At 53.7% G+C, this 25,813-nt stretch carries 22 protein-coding genes; 11 read left to right on the top strand and 11 right to left on the bottom strand.

Features of this window, described 5'->3' with window-relative positions; genetic code table 11:
* Positions 1–6 precede the first annotated feature (6 nt).
* The 4 genes from Q354_RS24370 to Q354_RS0102710 are packed head-to-tail and all read right to left on the bottom strand — an operon-like array spanning position 7 to position 4,467.
* On the bottom strand, positions 7–603 hold the full coding sequence (locus tag Q354_RS24370) for a serine O-acetyltransferase (protein ID WP_051559834.1): 597 nt from the start codon (positions 601–603) through the stop codon (positions 7–9).
* A 3-nt stretch (positions 604–606) separates the two neighbouring features.
* Complete coding sequence (wecC, locus tag Q354_RS0102720; protein ID WP_027856279.1) at positions 607–1,860, bottom strand: UDP-N-acetyl-D-mannosamine dehydrogenase; 1,254 nt, start codon at positions 1,858–1,860, stop codon at positions 607–609.
* A gap of 24 nt (positions 1,861–1,884) precedes the next feature.
* Positions 1,885–3,009, bottom strand: a complete 1,125-nt coding sequence (gene wecB, locus Q354_RS0102715; protein WP_036228320.1) for a non-hydrolyzing UDP-N-acetylglucosamine 2-epimerase — start codon at positions 3,007–3,009, stop codon at positions 1,885–1,887.
* Positions 3,010–3,030: 21 nt separating this feature from the next.
* Positions 3,031–4,467 (bottom strand): undecaprenyl-phosphate glucose phosphotransferase, encoded by a 1,437-nt coding sequence (locus tag Q354_RS0102710; protein ID WP_051559833.1) that lies wholly within the window; start codon positions 4,465–4,467, stop codon positions 3,031–3,033.
* Positions 4,468–4,907: 440 nt separating this feature from the next.
* Here Q354_RS0102710 and Q354_RS24365 point away from each other — a divergent pair, with 440 nt between their 5' ends.
* The 4 genes from Q354_RS24365 to Q354_RS0102690 all read left to right on the top strand — a co-directional run bounded on the left by Q354_RS24365 (position 4,908) and on the right by Q354_RS0102690 (position 9,706).
* Positions 4,908–5,495, top strand: a complete 588-nt coding sequence (locus Q354_RS24365) for a hypothetical protein (protein ID WP_156948145.1) — start codon at positions 4,908–4,910, stop codon at positions 5,493–5,495.
* A 451-nt stretch (positions 5,496–5,946) separates the two neighbouring features.
* Positions 5,947–6,984: an O-antigen ligase family protein gene (locus Q354_RS24360; protein WP_245600974.1), complete on the top strand. Its 1,038-nt coding sequence runs from the start codon at positions 5,947–5,949 to the stop codon at positions 6,982–6,984.
* A 28-nt stretch (positions 6,985–7,012) separates the two neighbouring features.
* The gene (locus Q354_RS0102695) at positions 7,013–7,744 is read left to right on the top strand and encodes a transglutaminase-like cysteine peptidase (RefSeq protein ID WP_322786126.1); all 732 of its coding nucleotides are present in this window, start codon (positions 7,013–7,015) and stop codon (positions 7,742–7,744) included.
* Between the two features lie 21 nt (positions 7,745–7,765).
* Positions 7,766–9,706, top strand: coding sequence for a bifunctional diguanylate cyclase/phosphodiesterase (locus Q354_RS0102690; RefSeq protein ID WP_027856275.1), 1,941 nt, complete (start codon positions 7,766–7,768; stop codon positions 9,704–9,706).
* 87 nt (positions 9,707–9,793) lie between these two features.
* Here Q354_RS0102690 and Q354_RS0102685 read toward each other — a convergent pair whose 3' ends face one another.
* The gene (locus Q354_RS0102685; RefSeq protein WP_027856274.1) at positions 9,794–11,062 is read right to left on the bottom strand and encodes a DUF2252 domain-containing protein; all 1,269 of its coding nucleotides are present in this window, start codon (positions 11,060–11,062) and stop codon (positions 9,794–9,796) included.
* 195 nt (positions 11,063–11,257) lie between these two features.
* Between Q354_RS0102685 and Q354_RS0102680 the strand changes: the two genes are divergently transcribed.
* From Q354_RS0102680 to Q354_RS24350, 3 genes are all read left to right on the top strand, one after another.
* Positions 11,258–12,205: a bifunctional enoyl-CoA hydratase/phosphate acetyltransferase gene (locus Q354_RS0102680; protein WP_027856273.1), complete on the top strand. Its 948-nt coding sequence runs from the start codon at positions 11,258–11,260 to the stop codon at positions 12,203–12,205.
* Positions 12,202–13,413 (top strand): acetate/propionate family kinase, encoded by a 1,212-nt coding sequence (locus tag Q354_RS24355; protein ID WP_051559831.1) that lies wholly within the window; start codon positions 12,202–12,204, stop codon positions 13,411–13,413. The genes Q354_RS0102680 and Q354_RS24355 overlap by 4 nt, the downstream gene beginning before the upstream one ends.
* Positions 13,414–13,599: 186 nt before the next feature.
* Complete coding sequence (locus Q354_RS24350) at positions 13,600–15,630, top strand: methyl-accepting chemotaxis protein (protein ID WP_036228314.1); 2,031 nt, start codon at positions 13,600–13,602, stop codon at positions 15,628–15,630.
* Positions 15,631–15,736: 106 nt separating this feature from the next.
* Here Q354_RS24350 and rlmB read toward each other — a convergent pair whose 3' ends face one another.
* Positions 15,737–16,480, bottom strand: coding sequence for a 23S rRNA (guanosine(2251)-2'-O)-methyltransferase RlmB (gene rlmB / locus Q354_RS0102665; RefSeq protein WP_027856272.1), 744 nt, complete (start codon positions 16,478–16,480; stop codon positions 15,737–15,739).
* A 3-nt stretch (positions 16,481–16,483) separates the two neighbouring features.
* A complete protein-coding gene (gene hemH / locus Q354_RS0102660; RefSeq protein WP_027856271.1) occupies positions 16,484–17,494 on the bottom strand; it encodes a ferrochelatase in 1,011 nt (336 codons plus the stop codon).
* A gap of 669 nt (positions 17,495–18,163) precedes the next feature.
* On the opposite strand from hemH, the gene Q354_RS0102655 reads away from it, so the two are divergent.
* From Q354_RS0102655 to Q354_RS0102645, 3 genes are all read left to right on the top strand, one after another.
* A complete protein-coding gene (locus tag Q354_RS0102655; protein ID WP_027856270.1) occupies positions 18,164–19,168 on the top strand; it encodes an ABC transporter substrate-binding protein in 1,005 nt (334 codons plus the stop codon).
* A 119-nt stretch (positions 19,169–19,287) separates the two neighbouring features.
* The gene (locus tag Q354_RS0102650; protein WP_027856269.1) at positions 19,288–20,187 is read left to right on the top strand and encodes an ABC transporter permease; all 900 of its coding nucleotides are present in this window, start codon (positions 19,288–19,290) and stop codon (positions 20,185–20,187) included.
* Positions 20,180–21,457 (top strand): quaternary amine ABC transporter ATP-binding protein, encoded by a 1,278-nt coding sequence (locus tag Q354_RS0102645; protein ID WP_027856268.1) that lies wholly within the window; start codon positions 20,180–20,182, stop codon positions 21,455–21,457. The genes Q354_RS0102650 and Q354_RS0102645 overlap by 8 nt, the downstream gene beginning before the upstream one ends.
* A gap of 88 nt (positions 21,458–21,545) precedes the next feature.
* Here the strand turns inward: Q354_RS0102645 and Q354_RS0102640 are convergent, their stop codons facing one another.
* The 3 genes from Q354_RS0102640 to hisI are packed head-to-tail and all read right to left on the bottom strand — an operon-like array spanning position 21,546 to position 24,325.
* On the bottom strand, positions 21,546–22,886 hold the full coding sequence (locus Q354_RS0102640; protein ID WP_027856267.1) for a dihydroorotase: 1,341 nt from the start codon (positions 22,884–22,886) through the stop codon (positions 21,546–21,548).
* Positions 22,887–22,897: 11 nt separating this feature from the next.
* Positions 22,898–23,875: a GTP cyclohydrolase FolE2 gene (gene folE2, locus Q354_RS0102635; protein ID WP_245600973.1), complete on the bottom strand. Its 978-nt coding sequence runs from the start codon at positions 23,873–23,875 to the stop codon at positions 22,898–22,900.
* 21 nt (positions 23,876–23,896) lie between these two features.
* Positions 23,897–24,325, bottom strand: coding sequence for a phosphoribosyl-AMP cyclohydrolase (hisI, locus tag Q354_RS0102630; RefSeq protein ID WP_027856265.1), 429 nt, complete (start codon positions 24,323–24,325; stop codon positions 23,897–23,899).
* A 126-nt stretch (positions 24,326–24,451) separates the two neighbouring features.
* On the opposite strand from hisI, the gene Q354_RS0102625 reads away from it, so the two are divergent.
* On the top strand, positions 24,452–25,102 hold the full coding sequence (locus Q354_RS0102625) for a DUF1826 domain-containing protein (protein WP_051559830.1): 651 nt from the start codon (positions 24,452–24,454) through the stop codon (positions 25,100–25,102).
* Here the strand turns inward: Q354_RS0102625 and Q354_RS24345 are convergent.
* Entirely contained in the window at positions 25,099–25,812 is a 714-nt protein-coding gene (locus Q354_RS24345) for a 4'-phosphopantetheinyl transferase family protein (RefSeq protein ID WP_051559829.1), read from the bottom strand. The genes Q354_RS0102625 and Q354_RS24345 overlap by 4 nt on opposite strands.
* Position 25,813 lies beyond the last annotated feature (1 nt).

The raw sequence follows: 25,813 nt of genomic DNA, 5'->3' as shown, positions 1-25,813 counted from the left end.
TTCCTTTTACTTTTTGGTTCCAAAACACACCTCTTCAGTGGACTCGATACTTCTAATTACTTCAGCTGGAATTCCACCCACCACCGAATTACTAGAAACATTCATTGTCACCACAGAATTTGCAGCAACCGCAACATTATCACCAATAATAATGTTACCAAGAATTTTCGAACCAGCCCCTAACTTGCAGTTATCGCCTATTTCAACAAACCCCGCGCCAATCGTTACTTGCTGTAATATGACACAATTATCACCAATCACGGCAGACTGACCTATAACCACACCATTCCCATGCCATATTTGCACTGACTTTCCTATCTTTGCGTTATAGTATATCTCGATACCAGTAAAAAATTCGGAAACGCGGCTCAGAATCCGCCCTAAAACACGAGAGCCAATTCGATTAGCCACTCTATATATCAAAAGTGCCAACAACCCTTTATCAGTAAAAACAAGGTAAAAGTAACTAAAGAAATCAGGCTTAGCATTACCAGAATTGCAGCGCACTATAAAATAAGAGTAAGAAAAACCATCCTTCCTCATTATCAAAAAAATATATGAAGCTAGTAATAAAACAAAAATCACAGCCAAAGTAATTAGCATATATTAACCTACTATTCCTCGGCTATCGATGACTACCTTATTTGCATATATAGCTTTATCTATCAATCTAAAAGACTTATGATCAACCAAAACTGCTACAACATTTGCTCTTTCAAGAGCTGCTGCTAAACTACATATTTCAATATCTCTAACAATCAAACTTTCAGGCAACTCGTGAATATTTGGTTCAACCGCAATAACTTTTCCAACTCCACTTTCAGCTAAGCTTTCGACAATCTGTAACGCTGGGCTCTCACGTAAATCATCTATATCTGCCTTAAACGATAATCCTAGGCATGCAATTACTGGTTTTTTAAACTGGTCCGCTGCCTCCTTGATCATTTTAAGCACATAATATGGCTTAGCATCATTAGTTATCCGTGCCTGTTGAATAAGCTTCGCTTCGTCAGGACAGCTATCTACAATGAACCATGGATCTACAGCTATACAGTGTCCACCTACACCAGGCCCGGGGCTTAAGATATTTACACGCGGGTGTCTATTTGAGAGCTTAATCAACTCCCATACGTTTATTTTCAGCTTGTCACAGATAACAGAGAGTTCGTTTGCAAACGCAATGTTTACATCTCGGAAGGAGTTCTCTGTAAGTTTTGCCATTTCCGCTGTACGCGCATTGGTAATCACGCACTCACCACGCACGAACGTCTTATATAGTTCTGCTGCACGTTCGCTACAGGCATTGCTCATGCCGCCAATCACTCGGTCATTAGACACTAACTCCTGAAGCACATAGCCAGGTAGTACTCGTTCAGGGCAATGGGCCACCTTAATATCCGCAGCATCACCTTTTTGTTGTGGAAAAGTCAGGTCAGGACGAGCTTGAGCCAACCATTCTGCCATCTTTTCAGTTGCCCCAACCGGCGATGTGGACTCAAGAATTACCAAATTACCTTTCTCAAGCACTGGAGCGATTGCATTAGACGCGGCCTGAATATAATCGAGGTTAGGTTCATGGCTGCCATTATCACTGTGTTTGAAAGGTGTCGGCACAGCCACCATAAAGGCGTCAGCAGGCTCTGGTATTGTTGTCGCACGCAGGTTGCCAGTAGTTACAACACCACGCACGATAATATCCAGGTCTGGTTCTACGATATGAATATCACCATCATTAATGGTATCAACCGCGTGCTGGTTAACATCCACTCCCACAACTTCAATACCACGAGAAGCTATAACTGCGGCAGTAGGTAAGCCAATATACCCGAGACCAATTACAGAAACTTTTTTAAATGACATGCTTAATTCCTTTCGTGCTATCTGTTACAAGTTTTCTGCCAGCGCATCTGCTATTCGACGACAAGCGATTCCATCGCCGTACGGGTTATGTGCCATGCTCATCTCTCGATATTGATTTTCGTCTGTGAGCAACCTCCCCAAGCTGGAGGCAATTACATCAATATCAGTGCCTACCAATTTAACAGTCCCCGCTTCGACTGCTTCAGGACGTTCAGTGGTATCACGCATAACTAATACAGGCTTACCTAGTGAAGGTGCTTCCTCCTGGATACCACCGGAATCGGTCAGAATCACGTGGGCACGAGTCATCAGGTATACGAACGGGAGATATTGCTGCGGCTCTATAAGATGGATATTGCCCACATCGCTCAAAAGTCGATTAACCGGCTCCTGAACTTGTGGATTAAGATGTACCGGATATACAACTTGGCAATCGGAGTGCTTACGAGCCACCAGCTGTAGTGCTTTACAGATGCGCTCAAAACCACCACCAAAACTTTCGCGGCGATGTCCTGTTACCAGCACAAGCTTTTTGTTGGCGTCAAGCATTGGAAACCTTTCTATTAATGACCTGCTTAACTGATCATCTTCTTCCAACCTGCATTTGATCATTAGTAATGCATCGATAACCGTATTTCCGGTTACATATATGCGATCTGACGGGTATCCCTCTCCAAGTAAGTTACTTTTGGAGGCTTTAGTGGGGGCAAAATGGAATCGGCTCAGACATCCGGTGAGCTTGCGATTTGCCTCTTCCGGCCAGGGAGAATATATGTTCCCAGTGCGTAAGCCAGCTTCAACGTGACCAACCGGGATTTGATGGTAATAAGCCGAGAGTGAGGCCGCGAAGGTAGTTGCAGTGTCACCGTGCACCAAAACAATATCCGGCCTGTACGAAGAGATTACCTCATCCAAACCGGTCAGGATTCTCGCAGTAACCTGAGACAACGTTTGACCCGGTTGCATGATATTCAGATCATACTCTGGCTCTATATCGAACAGTTCCAGTACCTGATCCAACATTTCACGATGCTGACCAGTCACACAGGTTTTCGCCTCGAAGCGGCAGTCTTGCTTCAGTATATGAACGAGGGGGGCCATCTTAATAGCTTCGGGCCTTGTACCAAAGACCAGCAATACTTTACGCATATCGTCCCTAATATCGCTTTTCTAATAGATTTCTTTTGAAAACAGTGACAGCGGTGTCTTAATCAGGATCTTGATATCCAGCCCCACTGACCAGTTGTTTATATAGGCCAGGTCGTATTCGACCCGTTTCTGCATCTTGTCGAGGGTTTCAGTCTCTCCCCGGTAACCGCTTACCTGGGCCAGCCCGGTAATGCCCGGCTTAATACGGTGTCTCGCCAGATAGGCGTTGATCTTGTCGGAGTAGTAATCGTTGTGAGCCACCGCATGGGGCCTGGGGCCCACCAGCGACATGGTGCCTTGCAGCACATTAAACAGCTGCGGCAGCTCGTCGATGGAGGTACGGCGAATAAAGCGTCCTATGTCAGTGACCCTGGGATCTTCCCGGGTCGCCTGAGTGACTGAGGTCTCAGCCTCCCGATGCAGCTTCATACTGCGGAACTTCCACACTTCTATGATCCGGCCATCCCAGCCGTGTCTTTTCTGTCGGAAGATAATGGGGCCTGGCGATGATTTTTTTACCTTCCAGGCCACCCAGACCATCAGGGGGCTAATCAGCAGCAGAGTGATGGTCGCTAGACTCTTGTCCAACAGGTCTTTCAGTAAAGAGGCTGATTTCGATACCGATAAGGGACTTTCATTGAGTGAAATAAGCGGCACACCGGCCACTTCTCTGACGGAGTGATTCAGCAGGTTGAGGGCAAAGATATCCGGCACCCAGATTACATCGACATTCATATCCAGCAGGTCGATATTCAATCCTTCAATCTGTTCTGATTCGCTCATCGGCAAGGCGATGTAGATTCGGCGTATTTTATGCTTCTCTATCAGGTTGCGGATATTCTCCAGCCGCCCTAATAATGAAACCGAAGGTTTTTCATCCACCTCCTCTTCGTCACCGGCAACACAGCCCACCACCTGGTCGGGTAACCAGCGATTCTGATTGAGACTCTTCACAAGATGGCAGGCGACGGCCCCGGTTCCCACCACCAATGTCGGCAGGTTACGGGAGAAGCGCTCCCGGTACTGCTTGGCAAAGTAGCTAATGGAACAGAAGGCGCAAAGTTGCAGTAGCCAGGCGAGTATTGCCCAGCTAACCAGCACCTGCCTTGAAAATACGGCTGATGTTTTAGTAAGAAACCCCAGCACGGCCAGAAACAGGATCACGGAGAGCCAGGCCACAGAGATACGCAGACAGCCTTTCAGATAGCCATTAGCACGGCGATAAACGCCCTGCGCACCGTAGATAAACCACATCGACAGCAGTGTGACTACAGCCAGGACCTGATAGGCAGTTTGAACTTCGCCACTCCTTAACATTAGCAATATAAACAGCGATGCCAATACCAAGGCCTGATCAACGATCAACTGCAGCGTCGCTGTCAGAGAGTCATGGTTTCTCAGCAGACGCTTCTTTCTTGTGGACAGGCCGGTAATTACCGGACTGGCATTTATTTCCATTCAGATCTCCATCGGCGTCTTCAGCTTAAATTCCTGCAAACCGTCCCGGTTTTCCTTGCGCCTTCGATTTAGCTAGTCTATCCCGCCATCAAATACGGGTGAACAATATTTTATTCAGGATCGATCATTCTTAATAAACAAAACGTGTTAATTCAATGAGTTAAGAAAACACCCACTATAAAAACCATACTTTTTTCTAATACTGGAGATTATTTTATAAACAATCATTCAATTTAAAAGCATACCAAACACCAAGGATTCATTAATATTAATCTTAAAAAACAACCCCTGCATTTGAGAAACCACTAAGAAAAAACATCCTGCTAATAAACCTTTTTTCCGGTAGAAAGCACTTTATTTGCCACGTATACTGAAGCTTGAATTTCACTCAATGGAGCTAGATACTCATGCGCCGAGTACTTCTTGGAACTTTGGCAGGGATGTTAATCCCGTTGTACTCTGCCCACGCCGACGTTGCAGCAGACGTAGCCGCTGGGCTTTCACCTGAAGCAATTGTTGAAAATGCGATCGCAGAAGGAATGACTCCTGAAGAAGCCGTTGCAGCCATTGCTGCAGAGTCTCCTGCACTAGCAGCCGCAGCCGTTGCCGCAGCGGCTCAGGCGGCTCCTGAACAGGCTGCTTCTATCGCACAGGCAGCCACCGCTGCAGCACCTAAACAAGCAGCTGCCATACAGACAGCTGCCACCCAGGCCGCACCAGCAATGGCAGCTACCATCGCAGCTGCTGTGAGCCAAGGCGTTGCAGCAGCAGAGTCAAACGGCCCATCGGGTGAATCCGGTGGTAGTTCTGTTGACGCTGAAGTTGCAGCCCTGCAACGGGCAATCGAAGGTGGTGATGACCCGACCCAGAACGCTGAAGCCACTGCTGCTGGCCCGGCCCAGGGTAACCCACAAGGGCAGGGACAGGGCTTAGGTATCGCGCCTGGATTGACAGGTGTACCGGTTACACCATCGCCTTTCGGTAATAGTTCCGGCGGCGGCGGCGGCGGTAACGGCAGCCCAAGCTGATCAATCAAGTTAGAACACTGTTATCCAGCCCGAATAAAGCGCTTTAACCGGCGCTTTATTTTTTTTGAGCGTTTAATTGGTTATAAAGTCCGTGAGTAAAGCGCCTGACCGTTTTATTTTTTTCAGCTATTTGATATTGCTGGCCTGGTTGCCATTACCACTCGGTAGTGCCCGGCCATGGTCGTTATCTCTATTCTCCATAGCGGTATTTATACTACTGGGCGGATGGCTGCTTCTCTTTTTAAGAGGAAAAGCCCTTCCCAATAGAACGCTCAATAAATCACTGCCCGCTATTATTTTACTATTACTCTGTCAGTTCTGGGTCCTCCTTCAAACACTTTCTCTTTCATCCGGCTCTCTTCATATTACGACATCGGATAGTGCTATATCTCAGCTGATGCTCTATCAGGGACTGGCTTTAACAGCGCTTTTCGTTCTTACACTATTATTATTGAACACTAAATCGCGTATTCAATGGGTGATCTATACTCTGGTGATTTCCGGCGTATTCCAGGCGGTATACGGCAGCCTGATGACCTTATCTGGCATCGAAAAGATCTTCTTCGTCGATAAAACGTCCTATACCGGATTGGTAACAGGCACCTTTATTAACCGTAACCATATGGCAGGTTATATGGAGCTTTGCCTGGCAGCCGGGCTGGGGATGATGATTGCGGGATTGGCCACCAGCCGCAGTGGCAGCTGGCGTGAGCGTGGTCGTCGCCTGATGGAAGCGATGCTGGGCAGCAAGGCGCGTATCCGTATTAGCCTGGTCATTATGGTGGCAGCATTGGTGATGACCCACTCCCGTATGGGCAATACAGCCTTCTTTGCCAGCATGACGATCGCCGGGGTTATCGCCCTGTTGATGGGCCGCTTCGCGACTCGCAAGCTGGTTATCCTGCTGACCAGTCTGTTAATTATCGATATTGTGGTGGTCGGCACATTCTTTGGCGTCGAGAAGGTGATCGATCGTATTGAAAATACCACAATGGATAAACAGGTCCGAGACGAGGTAAACGTCTATACGATTGAAATGATCACGCAGTCTCCACTAACAGGAAACGGTGCCGGTACTTTTTATAGTAGCTTTCCGGAATTCCGGGATGCTGATGTTGGAGGGCGTTTCTTTCAATACGCCCATAACGACTATCTGCAGTTTGCCTTTGAGCTTGGCCTGATCGGCTTTGCGCCGTTACTATTGATGCTGCTATTGACCGCTTATACCGCTCTCAAAGCCCAGCGCGTACGTAAAGACCCGTTAATGAAAGGACTCTCTTTCAGCTGTATTATGGCGATGATCGCCTTTGGCATTCATTCGACGGTGGACTTTAACCTGCAGATTCCGGCGAATGCGGCTACCTTTATGGTGCTGTTGGCGCTGGGCTGGATCTCGCTTCACTTCAAGGAGGAGAAGTCCCTCCGTCGGCGTCGCTCATCCTCCAGGTCAGATCGGGATGCCGGGCATCTTGCTGATCAATTGATTTAGCCAGTGTAAGGATATACAGGGTTAGAAGGTGACTCAGGGACCACTTCACTCAAGTAAGGCAGGCTATAGCAGCTCTAAGGGCTGCGGCTCGGTATCGCTCCCTCCTCTGCTTTTATTGGGCCTGCTTTTTCTATCTCTGCTTATCTCCCTGACTGTTATCGGCGCCGACAGTGTACGCCTGAGCAAGGCCTATATCGCAGAACTGAGTCACCGCTACGGACCGGAAGCCGGTGAGCGCCTGACCGAATGGCAGCAATTAATACAGGATCTGGCCGATCAGCCTGAGTCGGAAAAGCTCTACTGGGTAAACCGTTTCTTTAATAAGGTACGTTTTTTAAACGATATCGATCACTGGAAGAAAGAGGATTACTGGGCCACGCCGGTAGAGTTTCTGGTCAGCAATGGCGGCGACTGTGAGGACTTCTCTATCGCCAAGTACTACACCCTGCGCGAGCTCGGCGTGGCCGATAAGAAGCTCAGTATCGCCTACGTTAAAGCACTGGATTACAACCAGGCCCATATGGTGCTGACCTACTACGAGTCTCCACGATCGGTTCCGCTGGTATTGGATAATCTGGTGCCGAAAATCAAGCCGGTGAGTGCGCGCAAAGACCTGCGCCATGTCTACAGTTTTAATGGTGACAACCTCTGGCTGTCCAAGAAAGGCCGACGGTCAAAACTGGTCGGCACGTCAGACCGACTTGGCCCTTGGGTCAAGGTAAAATCCCGCATCGGAAACCAGCAAGTCAATCTACAGTAACTCAGCAAGGAGCGCTTCAGCATGACGCTGTCCAGACAACTGATAATAGCCATATTCACGGTGCTGCTGAGCCTGTTAGTAGGTTCACTCTATCTCACCACTGAAAGCACCAAGCAGCTGTTGCTGAGTCAGCTGCAGTCGCACGGTCAGGATGCCGCGACCCATCTTGGCCTGTATCTGGCTCCGGAGATTCAGAATCGCGACGCAGCGGTCATCGAGGCCACGGTGAATGCAATTTTTGACAGTGGCTTCTACCAGCAGATTATCATCGAGGACAGCGAAGGTAACACGCTGTTTAGTAAGGATACCTCTCCGCGTATTTCCGATTCTGTGCCTGAATGGTTTGTCTCCATGGTGGATATAGCGCCGCCGCAGACGATGCGTGATGTCACCTACCAGTGGGCGCCGGTTGGTAGTGTCCATGTCCAGAGCCGTGCTGGCTATGCCTATGATCGGTTATGGCAGGGGGTCAGTGAGGCTTTTGTCTGGTTTGTGGTACTGGTGGTGCTGGCTGCAGCGGTGGTGAGTTACCTGCTGATGGTGATCATGAAGCCCCTGCGCGGGGTTGAAGAGCAGGCGATCGCGCTAACCGAGCGCCGTTATATCGAACAGCCTAGAATTCCACTGACACGTGACCTGCGCCGGGTAGTTGAAGCGATGAATCAGATGGTACGGCAGGTCCGGCTGATGTTTGATGAGCAGAGTCGTCAGCTAGAGGAGCTGCGTCGCACCGCTTACCAGGATTCACTAACCGGCGTCGCGAATCAACGCGCTTTGCAGAACCAGCTGGAGGAACGGCTCGATTATCGTAAGGATTTTGGCCCCGGCACTCTGATCTATCTGCGGATCAATAACCTCAAAGAGCTCAATGAAAGCTTCGGCATGGAAAAAGCGAGTAATTTCGTCAAAATCGTCGCCGACAGACTGAAATCAGCCGCCGGCGACAATGACGATACCATTATCGGTCGTTTCACCGGTGCGGACTTCCTGCTTCTGGCACGACGCACCGACAGCGATGCCCTGCACCGCACCCTCTGCAGCCTGCAAAGCAGCTTCTGTGAAAACTACCAAGCACTGGGTGGATCAGCAGACCAGCAGCCGGTGCATATTGGCGTCGCTCACTGTGACGATACTACCGGCTCGGGCGAGGTACTGTCCCATGCCCGACTTGCGTTACAGGAATCGATCCGGCGGGGCAGTACCTTTGAACTTTTTGCAGAGGACAGCAGCGAACGTATCCACTCCAACGCCTGGCACCAGCATGTTGCAGACACTATTAATGCCGAGAATATTTTCTTACAGGCACAGAATCTGGCCGACCTGCGATCACTGGACTCCTGCCATCAGGAAGTGTTCTCCCGGATTATGAATCTGGATGAAACCCCCTGCTCTGCCGGTGAATTTATCAGCGTGGTAAAAGAACTGGGCTTGATGAGCGCACTGGACCGCGCCGTGATCAACCGGGTTATTGCCTATCTGGACCAGCACCCCCAGACCGCACCTCTGGCCGTAAATCTTAGCTCTGATGCGCTGAATAATGATGAATTCAGCGACTGGCTGGAGTCTCGCCTTGGCGACTGCCCGGTCAACTCCCGCCTTCATATAGAGGTCAGCGAGAGTGCTGCACTGAACAACCTGGATGCGGTAACACGATTCCGCAATATGCTGAAACATCAGGCGGTCTCTTTTGGTATCGATAATTTCGGTATCCATCCGGCAGGGTTTTCCTACCTCTATACCCTGCAGCCGGATTACCTGAAGATCGATGGATCACTGATCAGGGCGGTGGATAGCAATGCCGAAGACCGTTTCTTTGTCAGCAGCCTGATCACAATCGCCCACAGCCTGCAGATAAAGGCCTATGCCGAGCATGTCGAGCGGGAGAGTCAGCTGTATGAGCTTAAGTTGCTGGATGCCGATGGCACCCAGGGTTATCTGCATGGACAGCCAATTGCGTTGTAGGGTCGGTTAGATCGATTCGTGGGTTTCGTACCTCAACCCACGCCGCGGGATGGTGATTTCCCACAAAGGCTCGGCAAACCTACAGCTCTATGACTCTGGGGCCAGTAGCAGGTTAAAGGTCGCCCAGTCCTGTTTTACACAGCGGGCATAGTTCAGCGAGACTGCGCGCAGGGTGCGGATAAAGGCCTTGCGGTCGGTTTCCACTTCATCGCGGATATAGGCGATGAAGCGATTTTGTGGTTCCTGGACTTGCCACGAGCCGCGGGCGTGTTCGCGTCCCAGTATCTCACCCCAGATTTCAGCCATATTGACATACTCGTCGATACTCAGCTGATGGGTCGGGAAGTCTTTCTTAAAAGGTGAACGCTCACGTACCGAAAATGAAAGGCCATCCATCTCCATCCAGCCCAGCCAGCGATCGGGGTGCTCCGCGATTGCGCGGTAGGCCTGGGCATGGCGACGGCCTTCATTAGTGAAGTTGCTTCGGTACCAGTGCTGCTCTGCATCGGGCATCACCGCGACCGAAGCCGGCTCACGCTGCTGCTTAATATCCAGGATCAGGTTTTCCCCGGCGCAGTCCCCGGCGATCAGGGCATAGTAGCGATCCGTTCCAAGTGATCCGGTTCCTGCCTGGGTACGCTGTGCCAGGTCCAGAATGACCGGCAGATTTTTCGATGTGTCTACGCGACAGGTCTTGAAATATTCAGAAAGCGCCTGGCTGAGCTTTTGACTCGCCTGATCTGACAGTTGTTCGAGCTTGTCGTGTTCCAGGTTTAGACGACTGGCATCATCAGAGGTCCATTTGTCCAGCATCTTTTCACGACTGTTTTTGCGGTGGACCTTCTGCAGGAAGCTACGGATCGGCTCCGGGGCATGCTCCAGGCGCAACGCTGGATTATCCCCGTCAGCTTTCACGACGGCATCGATATAGGCTTTTCCCAGTGCTTTCACGGCGCGGTCAGCTAGGTTCTCGGAAAAAAACGGCCGCTCGCTCAGATCGAGCACCATACTGGCGGCCAGGCGCCAGAGGTCAAACTGATAGTCGCCGACAACCGCATCATCGAAATCATCCATGCCGAAGTAGATACGGTCTTCATGATCATGCAGGGCACCAAAGTTGTAGACATGAGCATCGCCCTGCAGCCAGACCTGAGAGGCAGGCCGGCCACCAAACAGCGAGATTCGCCAGTCCCTGGAGACATCCAGCCAGTAAAGGTGACTGGTACCACGAAAGAAGACAAAGGGGCTGGCGGCCATTTTGCTGTACTTCAGCGCTCTGGCGTCTGCTGGCAGATCCTGATTGAAACGACTGATCTCATCGACTACACGACGAGCCCGGGTATCCAGTACTTTCATGCTCTGTCCTTGTTACTTAATTACTTCAGATAGCAGGACTTTAACACGTCCGGCCCAGCCTCTTTATGACAGTATGAATAGCTGTATATTAGATGATCTGCATCAGCAGTCCGGGGCATGGATGGCCGTCATAATCGGTTCACACATTCGGCCTAGGCTGAATCTGACAACATAAGCACAGGAAGTCTCACTGTTATGATTATCAAGGATAAACCACCGCTTCACGATCAACTCGAATTTTATATCGAACAGGCCAGCGCAGCCCGCCCGATACGCACGGCGGTTGTCCATCCGACGGATCACAACAGTTTACTGGGGGCTATTGAGTCGGCTGAGCGCGGACTGATTGAGCCCGTCCTGATTGGCCCCCGCAGTAAAATCCACAACGCAGCAGATAAAGAGCAACTGGATATTTCCGGCTATGAGCTGATCGATACCCCGCACAGTCATGCTGCCGCTGAACTAGCCTGCGATATGGTACGCCAGACCGCCGCCGAAGCACTGATGAAAGGTAGCCTGGGTACTTCAGAGCTATTGGCAGCCGTGGTGCACAAGAGTAAGGGAATCCGTACCGAGCGCCGCCTGAGTCATGTCTTTGTGTTTGATATCCCAAACTACCACAAGCCACTGGTGATCACCGATGCGGCCATCAACGTCGCCCCGGACCTGATGACCAAGCGCGATATCATCCAGAATGCGATCGACTTTATGCAGGCCCTTGGCGTCGCCACACCCAAGGTAGCCATACTTTCGGCGGTCGAGAAAGTGAAACCTAATCTGCAAAGCACCATCGATGCCGCTGCCTTATGCAAAATGGCCGATCGCGGTCAGATCAGCGGCGCTATCCTGGATGGCCCCCTGGCCTTCGACAATGCCATTTCACTTCAAGCGGCTATCGACAAGCATATTGAATCTCCGGTAGCGGGTGACGCCGACATCCTGTTGCCACCGGATCTGGAGGCTGCCAATATGACGGCTAAACAGCTGATCTACTTTGCCAACGCTAAGTCCGCCGGTATTGCCGTCGGTGCCCGGGTTCCGATCATTCTGACCAGTCGCGCCGAAACCCCGTTGGGACGCATCGCCTCCTGCGCCCTGGCGTCTCATATGGTTCACCATCCGGCAAAAGGAGCCGTGCTTTGAATAACCTGCTTACCGTCAATGGTGGTTCATCCAGCCTGAAGTGTGCCCTTTATCAGGCCAGCGGCGATACGCTGAAATGCAGCTACCAGCTTAAAGTCAGTACCATTCTGGGGGCCGCCACCTTCAGTGTCCGCAATTCCGCTGGCCTGCAGGTCATCGATAAAGAGCCGCTGCAGTTTGAGCGCATTGCGGAGACCAAACGCCATGAAGCCGCCCTGCAACAGGTACTGGGCTGGCTGGACAAAAACCTTCCGGAGGTCAGCCTGGACGGTATCGGCCACCGGGTGGTACATGGCGGCGATCAGTATTCAGGACCGGTTGAGATCGATGAAGCGCTGATCCGCCAGCTGGAACAATATGTGCCCCTGGCCCCCCTGCATCAGCCCTATAACCTGCGCCTCGTTCAGGCCTGCCATGCGATGCTGCCCGATGTACGCCAGATCGCCTGCTTCGATACCATGTTTCACCGCCAGCAACCGGCCATTGAGCGCAACTACGCCCTGCCAAGGGAACTGACGGAAAGCGGTATTCATCGTTACGGCTTTCACGGCCTCTCCTATGAATATATCCAGCGCCAGCTTGACTCACTGAATTGCGGCCAGTTTAAAACCATCATCTTCCATCTTGGTTCCGGTGCCAGTATGTGTGCCGTAGACAAAGGGCGCTCCATCGCCTCCAGCATGGGCTTTACCGCAGTTGATGGACTACCGATGGGCAGTCGCTGCGGCAGCATCGATCCCGGCCTGATTCTCTACCTGCTGAGAGAAGAGAAGATGGACCTAGATACGGTGGAACAGCTTATCTACAAGAAAAGTGGCTGGCTGGGTATCTCCGGTATCAGCAGCGATATGCAGGAGCTGCACAAGGCAAATCACCCCAAAGCAGAAGAAGCGATCGATCAGTTCTGTTATCGCGCCGCACTGGAAGCCGGTCGCCTGGCGGCAGCTTTACAGGGCGTTGAGCAGCTGGTGTTTACCGGCGGGGTCGGAGAAAACGATGCCGATGTCCGCCAACGTATCGCAGAGCGCTGCCGATGGTTGGGAGTCACCATCAATCCGGAACGCAATCGCCAGGGTAAGGGGCTGATTAATGACATCGACTCCACGGTGATGGTGCGGGTGATCCCTACGGATGAGGAGGCGATGATTGCACGGCATATTCTGGAAGTATTTACCGAACAGGAAAATGGGTCGGATATAACCCATTAGGCCAGGCACAATGGGGCCAGGATCACCCATTCTTCCTAGCCCACTTTGACATCCCGGCAGAGCAACCGTGCTCAAAGCGCCCTTTACCGGCACTTTGAGCGCTTTACCAACCAATCGCTCAATTATTAGTAAGCACGGCATACTTATTGCTGATCCCTCAATAAACAATAAAAGAGGGAGAAGCTGATGCGCCTGACACTGGGACATAAACTCGGGAGCAGTTTCCTGCTGATACTGATCATTCTGGCAGGTACCGGAGCCCTCGGGATGCTCGGGCTGAGCCAGCTACATGATCTGCTACAGCATATATCCGGCACTGCCTGGAAGAGCGCCAGCTCTTCAATTGAACTGGCACAGCAGGTACGCACCAGTGCCAGCCGGGTCAGCACCCAGACCGCTAAGAGCCAGCCGCCAACCAGCGCAGAGCTGAATCAGATCAACCTTGATGACCTGCAGATAGCCAGCCTGCTCGATAGTATCCGCGACAGTGAATATCAGGCCGAAGCCCAGGCACTCGATGAACAGCGCCAGCAGTTGCATCAGCAACAAACCCTGCTGCTGCGTAATCATCGCAGCTATACCGAAACCCTGCATACCACACGCTTAAGAATCGATGCCATTCACAAACTGATGCAACGCCTCAGGCTTTATGGCAACTTCCAGATCGCGGCACTTGAAGACGCCTTTCTGCGTGACCAGGTTCACTCCTGGGAGAAAGATATCGAGAGCAAATGGCGCTTTGTCACCGCCGCCTACGACGCCCGGGTCGCCCTCGCCGAGAGCAGCCGTAACCTCGAATTGCTGTTAAGCCCGGGCAGCACCCCACAGCTATCGGAACGGCTTGAAGAAAACCTGCAGGCAATCGAAGAGGCATTTGGCGAGCTCAGCCGTTCCCCCCTGGCGAGCCGCAAGATCACCATGGGCGAGTGGCAGGGGATGACTTATGCGGAGACTCTGAGCCTGTTACAGACCGAATATCGCCGCGATATCGAACACCTTCGTCAGTTGTTCAATGCGTTTAAACGCGCCCGCATTGGGTTTGAGCAGCGCACACAGGCTTTCATCAACACCTCAGAACAGCTACGACAGCACATCGGCGAACAAGTCAGCACAGAGACCTCAGCCGCCCAGCAGATCGCCCGGCAGCGCAAAACCGCTCTCACGGTGTCTCTGGTTGCCGGCACTCTGATCGCTCTCCTCGCTATCGGGCTCTCCTACAGGCTGGTTATTACACCACTGCGCCGGATCTGCCAGCGCATGCAGGAGATCAGCTGTGGCGATGGCGATCTCTGTGTCGAGCTACCCTGCCGTGGCCACGATGAACTGGCCCAGCTGGCGGCCAGCTTCAATCAGTTTATTGCCGCGATCCGCAGTACCGTGGCCACCGTCAGGGACAGCAGCCAGCACCTGGGCCAGGCCTCTGAGACCCTCAATCAGGTATCTGTCAGTACCCGCCTGTGCGTCGATCAGCAGCAGATGGAAACCGGCAGCGCCGTAACAGCCATGGAGGAGATCAATCAGACGATCCAGCAGATCTCTGCCCATGCCCGTGAAGCCGCCAGCGCCAGTCACAGTTCTCAGCAATACGCCGATGCCAGCCAGCAACTGATGGGGCGTAACCGCACCGCCATTGCCGGGCTGACCGCGCAGCTAGACCAAACCACCGCAGTGATCGCTAACCTGGCCGAAGAAAGTCGGAAAGTAGGCAGTATTCTGAACGTGATTCAGGGCATCGCCGAACAGACCAATCTGCTGGCGTTAAATGCGGCAATTGAAGCGGCCCGCGCCGGTGATCATGGCCGGGGGTTTGCCGTGGTCTCTGATGAGGTACGTTCGCTGTCGCTCAGCACCCAGGCCGCGACAGAAGAGATCAACCAGCTGATCAACCGGTTGCAGACCCAGGCTGATGATGCTGTCGCCGCGATGGAGAAAGGTCACCAGCAGATGGACCACAATATCAGCCTGACCCGGGAGGTCGAAGCCGCACTGGATCAGGTTGTGGTTGAGGTTGACCGGATCAGTCAGCTGAATCTCAGCATTGCCACCGCCACCGAGCAACAGGCCCAGGTGACTGCGGCAACCCGGGATAATCTGGAGCAGATCAGTCAGGCCTCAGAACAGACCGCCTCAGGGGCCGAAGCCAATGTACAGGCCAGCGAGGCGATCGGTCAGCAGGCACAGCAGCTGATTACAACGCTGGCCCGGTTTAAGACCTGAGAGATGCTATTGCAGATATCAGGAGATCCGTGGGATTCGTGCCTCAATCCCACGCTGCAGGCGTAACGTGGCAAAGCAGCGAAACCCACGGAGCACGACAGCGGGATCAGCCAGCCTTGCGCTGGCGCACCGCTTCGAACAGGCAAACGCCGGTGGCAACAGACACGTTAAGGCTGCTGACCTCACCGGCCATCGGGATCTTCACCAGCTGATCGCAATGTTCGCGGGTCAGGCGACGCATGCCCTTACCTTCGGCTCCCATCACCAGCGCCATAGGGCCGGTCAGGTTGGCACCATAGATCTCCTGGTCGGTTTCACCCGCCGTACCGGTAATCCAGACGCCGGCCTGCTGCAGAAACTGCAAAGTCCGCGACAGGTTTGTTACCTGTACATAAGGCACCGCTTCAGCAGCACCGCAGGCAACCTTTGCGACCGTGGCATTCAGTGGCGCTGACTTATCCTTCGGTGCGATCACGGCATGTACACCAGAGGCGTCTGCCGTACGCAGGCAGGCACCCAGGTTATGGGGATCAGTTACCCCGTCCAGTACCAGCAGAAACGCCGGCTCCTGCAGATTGGTCACCAGCTCTTCAAGGAAGCGCTCATTGCGGGCTTTGACCGGCACAATAGAGACTACAATACCCTGATGTACCCCGCCTGCCGCCATCTGATCCAGCTCCTGACGGGACGCCGGCTCAACCTTGATGCGTTTTTCGTTCGCCAGCTCCAGCAGCTGCTGGATACGCTCGTCCCTGCGCCCCTTAAGAACACGTATCCCCTGGATACGTTGTGAATCCCGCTGAAGGGCGGTTTTTACGGCATGGATACCAAACAGGTAATCCTGAGACATTAACTAGCGCTCCTGCAACCAGTCACCGGCTTGTTCGGCGACCAGCTGACTTAACAGATTGATAAACCCGGCATCCGCATTGAGCGCCGGAATGTAATTGTATTCGTCCCCACCTGCCTTGATGAAGACATCGCGGTTTTCGATAGCGATCTCTTCCAGAGTCTCCAGACAATCGGCCGAAAATGCCGGGCAGGCGATCTGCAGTGACTTAATGCCCTGCTCCGGCAGTTTCTCCAGTGTTTTATCCGTATAAGGCTGCAGCCACTGTTTAGGGCCGAAGCGGGACTGGAAAGTGGTCATCCAGGCATTGTCGGCCAGCCCCAAAGCTTCGGCCAGCAATTCAGAGGTCCGGTGACACTGTTTAGGATAGGGGTCGCCCTTGTCAGCGTATTCCTGTGGAATACCGTGATAGGACAACAGCAGCCGGTCCGCTTCGCCATGTTGCTGGCGATAGCTGCGCACAGATTCAGCCAGTGCCGCAATATAGTCCGGATGATCGTAGTAAGATTTCACCACCCTGATATCAAGAACTTCACGACAGCCGCGCTGGAAATCAGCCAGCTGATCATAAACAGGGGCGGTTGTGGTCGCGGAGTATTGCGGATAAAGCGGCACCACCAGTAGGCGTTTGTAACCGTTCTTAACCAGTTCCTGCAGCAAAGGTGTCAGCCCGGGGGAACCATAGGTCATGGCGGCATAGACTGTCGGTGCATCAGCCGCAAAGCGGTGCTGCAGGCTTAGCTGAAGCCCGGCAACCTGGCTGTTAAGCACTTTGCGCATCGGTGAATCATCTTCCCAGATACTGGCATAGGCCTTAGCAACACGGCGCGGGCGCAGACGCAGGATGATCCCTTTCAGAACAGCCAGCCATAGCAAACGGCGCAGGCCCTTTCCTTCTACCACCCGCTGATCGGAGAGGAATTCATTCAGGTAGCGCCTGACAGAAGCCGCATCCGGCTTATCAGGGGTGCCCAGGTTAACGAGAATAACGGCAGTTTTAAGCTGTTCCCTCATGGATCACTCATCCTAAAAAATTAAGTCGCTGATTATACGTGAATTATCGGGAAAGCTGCGAACAACTCACTGACTTTATTAGCCGTTGCTGACTAAGCGCCGGAGCGCACTTCCGAGCGCCCCCGAGAGCCCCCCCGACTCACGGCCTGACGTTATTTTACGTTGCAACGCAGCAAAGCGATCAGGGCAGTCTGATCCGGCAATACCGTTCGTTCCCTAATTGTTTAAACCGGACACAAAAACATAAAGCGACACATTTTAGACTACAAACGACAAAGCACCTAAAATCAGGTCTGTTATTCTTACTAAATCATTAAAAAACTTAGAAATTCTTACTTTAAAACCATAGGGAATAAAGGATTGTATTTTGAACCCTAAGGATGCTAGCCTGTATTTGCCCGTGTTGGAGATGCAAAAACTTAGCCGGACCAAATATCGGCCCTTCCAACACACCAATTTTTTGCACTACGAGGGCTTGGTTTTACTGATTCAGTGTATCGATTCGGGGTTGAAGGTATCGCGCATCAAACGTTCGTCAACCAAACCAGTCTCCGACAGACCTGTATCAGCATGACTGACGCCTTATTTAAAGGAGCCTCTGTGTAAGTGCTTAGGCAGTTTCAGTCTGAGGGTTTATACAGCGCCTCCCGTATCACAAGGGAGATTCAGATGCGTAGAAATACCACCTTTGCGGCAGCAGCTCTGATGCTGGCAACCGCCTCTTTCCAGGCTCAGGCTGAATGCGGCAAAGTCGCTATTGCCGATATGAACTGGAGTTCAGCCACCCTCATCGCCAATATCGACCGCTTTATCCTAGAGCACGGCTATGGCTGTGATGCAGAGCTGGTTCCTGGCGACACCATGCCAACCGGCGCCTCTATGATTGAGAAGTCCGAGCCGGACGTTGCTCCGGAGATGTGGAGCAACTCCATGAAAGACGCTCTGGAGCGCGGTGTAGCTGAGAAACGCCTGCGCCTGGTCGGCAAGTCTCTGGCTGATGGCGGTGAAGAGGGTTTCTGGGTACCGAAGTACATGGTCGACAAAGACCCAAGCCTCGGTACGATTCAGGGCATTATGGCCAACGCCAAGCTGTTCAAGCATCCGGAAGATCCGGAGCTGTCCGCCATCATGGGCTGTCCGGCTGGCTGGAACTGTCAGATCACCTCCGGCAACATCTTCAAGTCGCTGAAAATGGAAGAAGCCGGTTTCGAGCTGATCGATCCGGGTTCAGGTGCCGGTCTGGCCGGTTCGATCGCCAAAGCCTACGAGCGTGAGCAACCATGGCTGGGCTACTACTGGGCTCCGACCGCGATTCTGGGTAAGTACAACATGGTGAAAGTCGACTTCGGTACCGGCGTCGATGAAGAACACTTCACCAGTTGTATTACCGACCCGGATTGCGACAACCCGAAAACCACCATGTGGCCACCTTCTCCGGTACATACGGTTATCACTGAAGAGTTTGCGAGCCGCGCCCCTGAAGCCGCTGCCTATCTGAGCAAGCGTGCATTCTCCAACTCAGAGATGAACGCCCTGCTGGCCTGGATGGAAGAGAATCAGGCCGATGGTGATATCGCGATGGAAAACTTTATGACCCGCTTCAAAAACACCTGGACACCTTGGGTAACCGCCGAGGCATCTAAAAAGATCGAAAAAGCGCTATCTGAGCTATAACCAATAACAATAATCAAATGGCCCGCTGCGATTGAATAGCTGCGGGCCGTTCCGGAGCAGGCCGGCAACGGAGGGCTCCGGATTCTGCAATGTCTTGTTGCAATGGAGTATTAGAGCCTATGTCCGACAAATCCTGGCTAACCGAAATTCCCCAACTGGATCGCTCTGAACTGCGCGATATCCGTAAATACCTTGATGGCGCCTACCGTGACTTTTCCCGTGAATATGGCGACCTGATCGAGAGCTTCTTTGACCCACTGCTCAGCTTCCTGATCTGGTTCGAAAAACTGCTGCTGGGTACGCCCTGGTGGCTGGTCATTGTCGTGATCGCTTTCCTGTCCTATATGGCAGGACGCTCCTGGAAACTCGCCGCTGGCGTTGTCGTCTCCTTCCTGCTGATCGGTTACTTCGGCATGTGGGACAACACCATGCGGACGTTGAGTATTATTACCGTCTGCACCCTGCTTGCCATTGGTATAGGTATACCGATAGGCATTGCTATGGCCCGCTCTGACCGTGTGCAGTCGATTGTTACCCCGACGCTGGATATCATGCAAACCATGCCCGCCTTCGTCTACCTGATACCGGTGGTGATGTTGCTGGGTATCGGTAAGATCCCGGGCGTTATCGCGGTTATTATCTATGCCATTCCACCGGTAATCCGACTGACCAACCTGGGTATCAGACTGGTTAACAAAGAGGTACTGGAAGCCGCCACCGCCTATGGCGCAAGCTCATCCCAGAGGTTGTTCGGCGTGCAGCTGCCACTGGCGATGCCAACCATTATGGCGGGCGTTAACCAGACTATTATGATGGCACTGGCCATGGTGGTTATCGCTTCGATGATCGGTGTTAAGGGCCTCGGCCAGCCGGTATTGCAGTCGATTACCAACCAGTACTTCACCCTCGGCCTGCTGAACGGCCTGGCCATCGTCGCCCTGGCAATCATCTTTGACCGCGTATCCCAGAGCTACGCAAAACGTACCCAGGCTCACCTCGGAGGACGCGACAATGGCTGATAATGAAAATACCTCCGAACCGCTGATCCGCATCGAGAACCTCTATAAGGTCTTCGGTAGCAATCCTGCCAACGCGATGAAGCTGGTTCGTGCCGGCAAGAGCAAGAGCGAAGTACTGGCTGAATGCGGCCATACCGTGGGCCTCAAGGATATCAACCTGTCGATCAATCGCGGCGAGATCTTCGTGATTATGGGCCTGTCCGGCTCCGGTAAATCCACTATGATCCGTCACTTCAACCGCCTGATCGAGCCAACTGAAGGCCGTATCTTTGTCGAAGATGTCGATGTCATGCAGCTCGACAAAGCGGCTTTGCAGGACTTCCGTCGCCATAAGATGTCGATGGTATTCCAGCACTTCGGACTGATGCCTCATCGTACCGTGGTGGATAACGTTGCCTATGGCCTGCAGATTCAGGGCGTCGACAAGTCCGAGCGGCAGAAGAAAGCCCTGGAGTGGCTGAATACTGTTGGCCTGGAAGGTTATGAAAACCAGTATCCGAACCAGCTTTCCGGCGGTCAGCAGCAGCGTGTCGGCCTGGCCCGCGCCCTCTGCACCGATGCCGAAATCCTGCTGATGGATGAAGCCTTCTCGGCACTGGACCCGCTGATCCGAAGCGGTATGCAGGACCAGCTGATCGACCTGCAGCAGAAACTGCATAAGACCATCATCTTTATCACCCACGATCTGGACGAAGCACTGCGTATCGGCGACCGTATCGCTATCCTGCGTGATGGCCTGCTGGTTCAGCAGGGTACGCCGGACGAGATCCTGCTGAATCCTGCCGACGATTATGTCGAGGACTTCGTGAAGGATGTAAACCGTGCCCGCGCCCTGACCGTGGAAACCGTGATGCATCCGCCGGCCTGCCGTATCACCGCCGATACCATCGAGGAAGCCCTGAAACAGATGCGCCGCAGCAAGGAAGATTACGGCTACCTGATTCAGGACGACCAGTACCAGGGAGTTATTACCCAGGAGTCTCTTGAAGAAGCCAACCGGGATGACAGTGTTTCCGAGCTGTCTGAAGCGGTACTGGATGAAGCCGATGCGCCGGCGATCCAGACAGAGGCCCTGATCGAAGCAGTCATCCCGGAAACTCTGAACTCCGACATCCCGCTGCCGGTAGTCGATGCCGATGGCCAGCTGCAGGGTGAGCTGTCGCGTGAAAACCTGGCTGAAGTACTGGCCGAACACCACGCTGCAGGTCAGAAGGATGACGGCGAGGAGCCGAAGCCAGAACCTGAAGAGCAACCTGCCAAGGTGAGCTGATCAGCAATGCTCTGCAGCAACGAAAAGCCCCGCAAGCTCTGAGCCTGCGGGGCTTTTTCATGTCATTTGGCCGCCCGCCACCGCCTGCTTAGCGGCGGTTAAAGCGTAGCCGTTGCGCAGCCTCGGGACGGCACAGTACCTGCTCGCCATCAAAGAGTTCAACCCCATTCACAAAGGTGCTGCAGATCCGGGCGCGGAAACGCTGGCCCGCAAATGGCGACCATCGGCACTTATAGCGGACCGCCGCATCAGTCACGGATGTCTCGCCATCGAGGTCGACCAGCACCAGGTCGGCGGCATAGCCTTCACGGATAAAGCCCCTGCCCTCAATCGCATAGCGGATCGCCGGGTTATGGCTGACCTTCTCAACCACCTGCTCCAGGCTAAGCACGCCCTGTTTCGCCAGCTCCAGCATCAACGGCAGAGCGTGCTCGACCAGTGGTAAACCCGCAGGCGCACTTTCATACGACTGCTCTTTCTCCGCCAGCAGATGCGGCGCATGGTCTGTGGCGACGATATCCAGGCGCCCGTCCAGCAGCGCGGACCGCAACGCGGCACGATCATCCGCCGATTTCACCGCTGGATTGCACTTGATCCGGTTTCCCAGCTCAGCATAGTCCTGATCGCTAAACCAGAGATGGTGGACACAGGCCTCGGCGGTAATCCGTTTACCCTCAATCGCTCCGGTCTGGAACAACGCCAGCTCCTTAGCTGTGGTCAGGTGCAGTACATGCAGATTGCTACCGAAACGCTTCGCCAGTTCGACCGCCTTGGAGGAGGAGGCATAGCAGGCTTCCACATCACGGATCTGCGGATGCATATCGGCGTTCAGTTCACCCGGATGAGTCTCACGCAGGCGTTTCAGGTTGTCCGCAATGCGCAGGCTATCCTCACAGTGGGTAGCAATCAGTACCGGAGAGTCACGGAAGATCAGTTCCAGCGCCAGCTCATCATCCACCAGCAGGTCGCCGGTCGAGGCCCCCATAAAGACCTTAACACCGCAGACCGAATTGGGATCGACACGGCGAATCTGCTCGATATTGCTATTGCTGGCGCCCAGGTAAAAGGCATAGTTAGCCAGCGAGCGTCCCTCAGCACGCTGGTACTTCGCCTCCAGTGCCGCCAGGTCCAGTGTTGGCGGACTGACATTGGGCATCTCCATATAGCTGGTGATCCCACCGGCCACGGCGGCCGCTGATTCGGTGGCTATATCCCCTTTAGCGGTCAGGCCCGGCTCACGGAAATGAACCTGATCGTCGATCATTCCAGGCAGCAGGTAGAGTCCTTCAGCATCAATGACCCGGTCAGCCGGACAGTGCTGTAAATCATCCCCAATGCGGGCAATCTTGCCCTGCTCCAGCAGCAGGTCGCACTGCTGCTGTTGCCCCTCGTTGATCACCCGGGCATTCAGTATCAATGTGGTTTGCATCTGAAAGGACCTCAATACGTCAGTTGTGCGGTATATCCCTGCTCAAGCCCACGGGTAGCAATCGCCACCGCATTGTGGGCGTGCAGGCTCTCCTGGTGCTCTACTTTGAGCCAGAAATCGCTGATACCGGGCTGATCCAGCAACGCAACGCGCACCCGGCGTGCGGCATCTTCACAGAACATCAGATTGGCGCCGTTGAGACGGGCAAACTCCTGCTCATCCTCGCGCTTAACGGCGGTCTGTACCGGCGTTTTCAGCGCCGTCTCGACCTGATCGATCAGGCGTGAGATAGGGAACCCCTCCGCCGTGAAGTCATCCGCCAGCCTGATCCGCAGGTAGGCCCAGCTGCGCTGGCTATGCGGTGTCGCCACAGAACCGCGCTCGCTCAGCAACCACTGGCTGATAGCCTCCTTACTGATACTGGCAGTGTCGGCAAAGTCATCCTGCAGTGCCTGTGCCAGTAACTGGCGAGACAGGGACGCCGAGCAAGGACAAGTGCTGGAGTAGGGAATACTCAGTTTCAGCTCGATCTCCACCCGTCCTTCAAGCAACCTGGCTTCGATCTCCGCCGGGTAGGCCTTCCAACCACTGTAAGCACTTTTCAGCGCCGGGCGACGGCTGAGGTAATCGAAGCGCAGGCTGATCGTAGCACTGTCGCTGATATCGGTATGGGTACCCAACTTCTGGTCCAGGAATGACCGGATCGATTCCGGCGTAACCGCTTCGGCTTCGCTCCACTGCTCCAGCAACAGATAGAGGCGGGACATATGGATGCCCTTGATATCCGGCCGGGCGATGTTGACGTAGGCCTGCGCCCTGCCCTGGCAATGGATCGCCCCCTGTTGCTCATCCTGGACAATAAAGGGTAAGGCGATTTCGGACATACCGACCCAGTCCAGGGTCGACTGTATGGCAGCGCGATCGGACGCGGCAACATCGGGCAGAGCCCGGGCGGATTGTGGGGCGGGATTATTCATGGCTTTATTCATAACAACAGATCCGGTTCGGTATTAGGCAGTCTCAGGCTGGCTGGCGTTGACGACGACTTCGCCGCTGTGAGGCAGCATCGTGTAGTAGAAGCAGTTATCCCGCCCGGTGTGGCAAGCGGGCCCCTGCTGATCAGCCAGACAAAGCAGGGTGTCGCCGTCACAGTCGGCTCGCAGCTCGATCAGCCGCTGGCGGTTGCCACTGGTTTCGCCCTTGCGCCAGAGACACTGGCGCGAGCGGGACCAGTAGGTCACCCAGCCCTCCTCTAAAGTAAGCCGCAGTGACTCAGCATTCATCCATGCCACCATCAGCACTTCGCCACTGTCATACTGTTGGGTCACTACCGGTATCAGCTGTTGTTCGCTCCAGCTCAGATGATCGATAAACTCGGTCAGCTCAATACGATCACCCCGCTGACGGGTCTCCATCTGACGGAAAAACTGTCGTGTCATTGTCGTTATCGTCGTTGGTATGTGGAAAGGGTCTGGAAATTATTTATTTGTTACAATATAACATATCATCTATTAGTTTTCGGCAGTTAACTGCTGGCGACCCAACTATAACAATGAGGCAAACGTATGGCGGCGGCGGAACAGCTCAAGACCCGGCAACTCAGCACACAGCTCCCCCAGGCACAGATCAGCGACAGTCCCGAGGTCCTGACAGAGATCTATCAGCCGGATTGTAATCTGGCGGTGTGGCAACGGGATCTTGTCCCTGAGATCAACAGCTATATCGCGCAACTGAACCAGAGTGGCCGGGAGATCAACCTGCGCACCCTGCTTAGCTGCGATGACGGACTGGAGAGCGAGAGCCAGGCTCTGCTGCAACGAAAACTGCCCGAGGGCGAAGGCAAGCAGGCCCTGATCGACAATATCTGTGAGCTACTCGATATGTATCAGTGCCTGTTTGAACCGCAACAGATCGGTGTGCGCTTTGCCACCCTGCGCCGGGCGATGTGTCCTAAGTTCCATGTCGACTACCTGCCGGCACGGCTGGTGACCTGCTTTGGCGGCAATGGCACTGAGTGGCTGCCGGAGCCACAGGATGGATCGCCACGTATCCCGGAGGGTGAGCCGAAAAAGATCGAACAGCTCAAGGCCGGCGATGTGGCGCTGTTAAAGGGAGATGGCTGGTTTGAGAACGAGGGTTACGGCATCGTACATCGCTCCCCGGCCGTTGCGCCGGGCGAGATGCGCCTATTCCTGTCGCTGGATTTTGCCGACTAGGCCCTGTCCGCCGAGCAGGCCCTTTCCAGTGTTACGTAAGTGAGGTACTGGGTGTTTGGCATCTCCAGCCAGTAGGCCCGTAGCGTCAGTCCGGCCTGCAGTGCCGGACTCAGCGATTGTTCCAGCCTAAAGCTGATCTGCTGTCGAGCCGGATCTATAGCGGTCACCGAGAGCACAGTAAAGTCAAAAAAGCGTCCCACCTGCGGATAAGCGGCCTTATAGAAGCTCTCTTTCAGTGAGAAGATCAGGGTCAGGATCAGCGGATCAGGCCTGGCTCCGTATCGCAGTTGCTCCGCCGGGGTCAGAATCATCCCGGCGACGCTGGCAGCGGTATCTGCACTGACCAGCGTCTCCAGATCGATCCCCATATAGGCATCCCGCAACACAGCCGCAACTGCCACACCATCACTATGACTGATACTGCCCTGCACGCCGGCCGGCCAGTGCGGGCTACGATCACTGTTATAGCCCGGAACGGCATCCGCTAAGCCCGCAGCAGATAACGCGGCCCTGGCACAGCAGCGTCCCGCTATATACTCCACCCTGCGCTTGGCCAATGCCGAAGCAAGTTTCTCCGGCAACTCAATGCCTAGACACTGCTCGTCGCCGGGCCGATACAGGCCCGGATCAAAGCGGCAGTGCCAGAACTGTAACGGCCCAGGCTCGGGGATCGCTTGCGGCGACGTTATAAATGAGGCGTGTCCGGTCATC

The organism is Marinobacterium jannaschii DSM 6295 (assembly GCF_000620085.1).
GTDB classification, from domain to species: domain Bacteria; phylum Pseudomonadota; class Gammaproteobacteria; order Pseudomonadales; family Balneatricaceae; genus Pontibacterium; species Pontibacterium jannaschii.
Note: the sequence above shows the minus strand (reverse complement) of the source record. Positions and strands in the feature narration are given on the sequence as shown.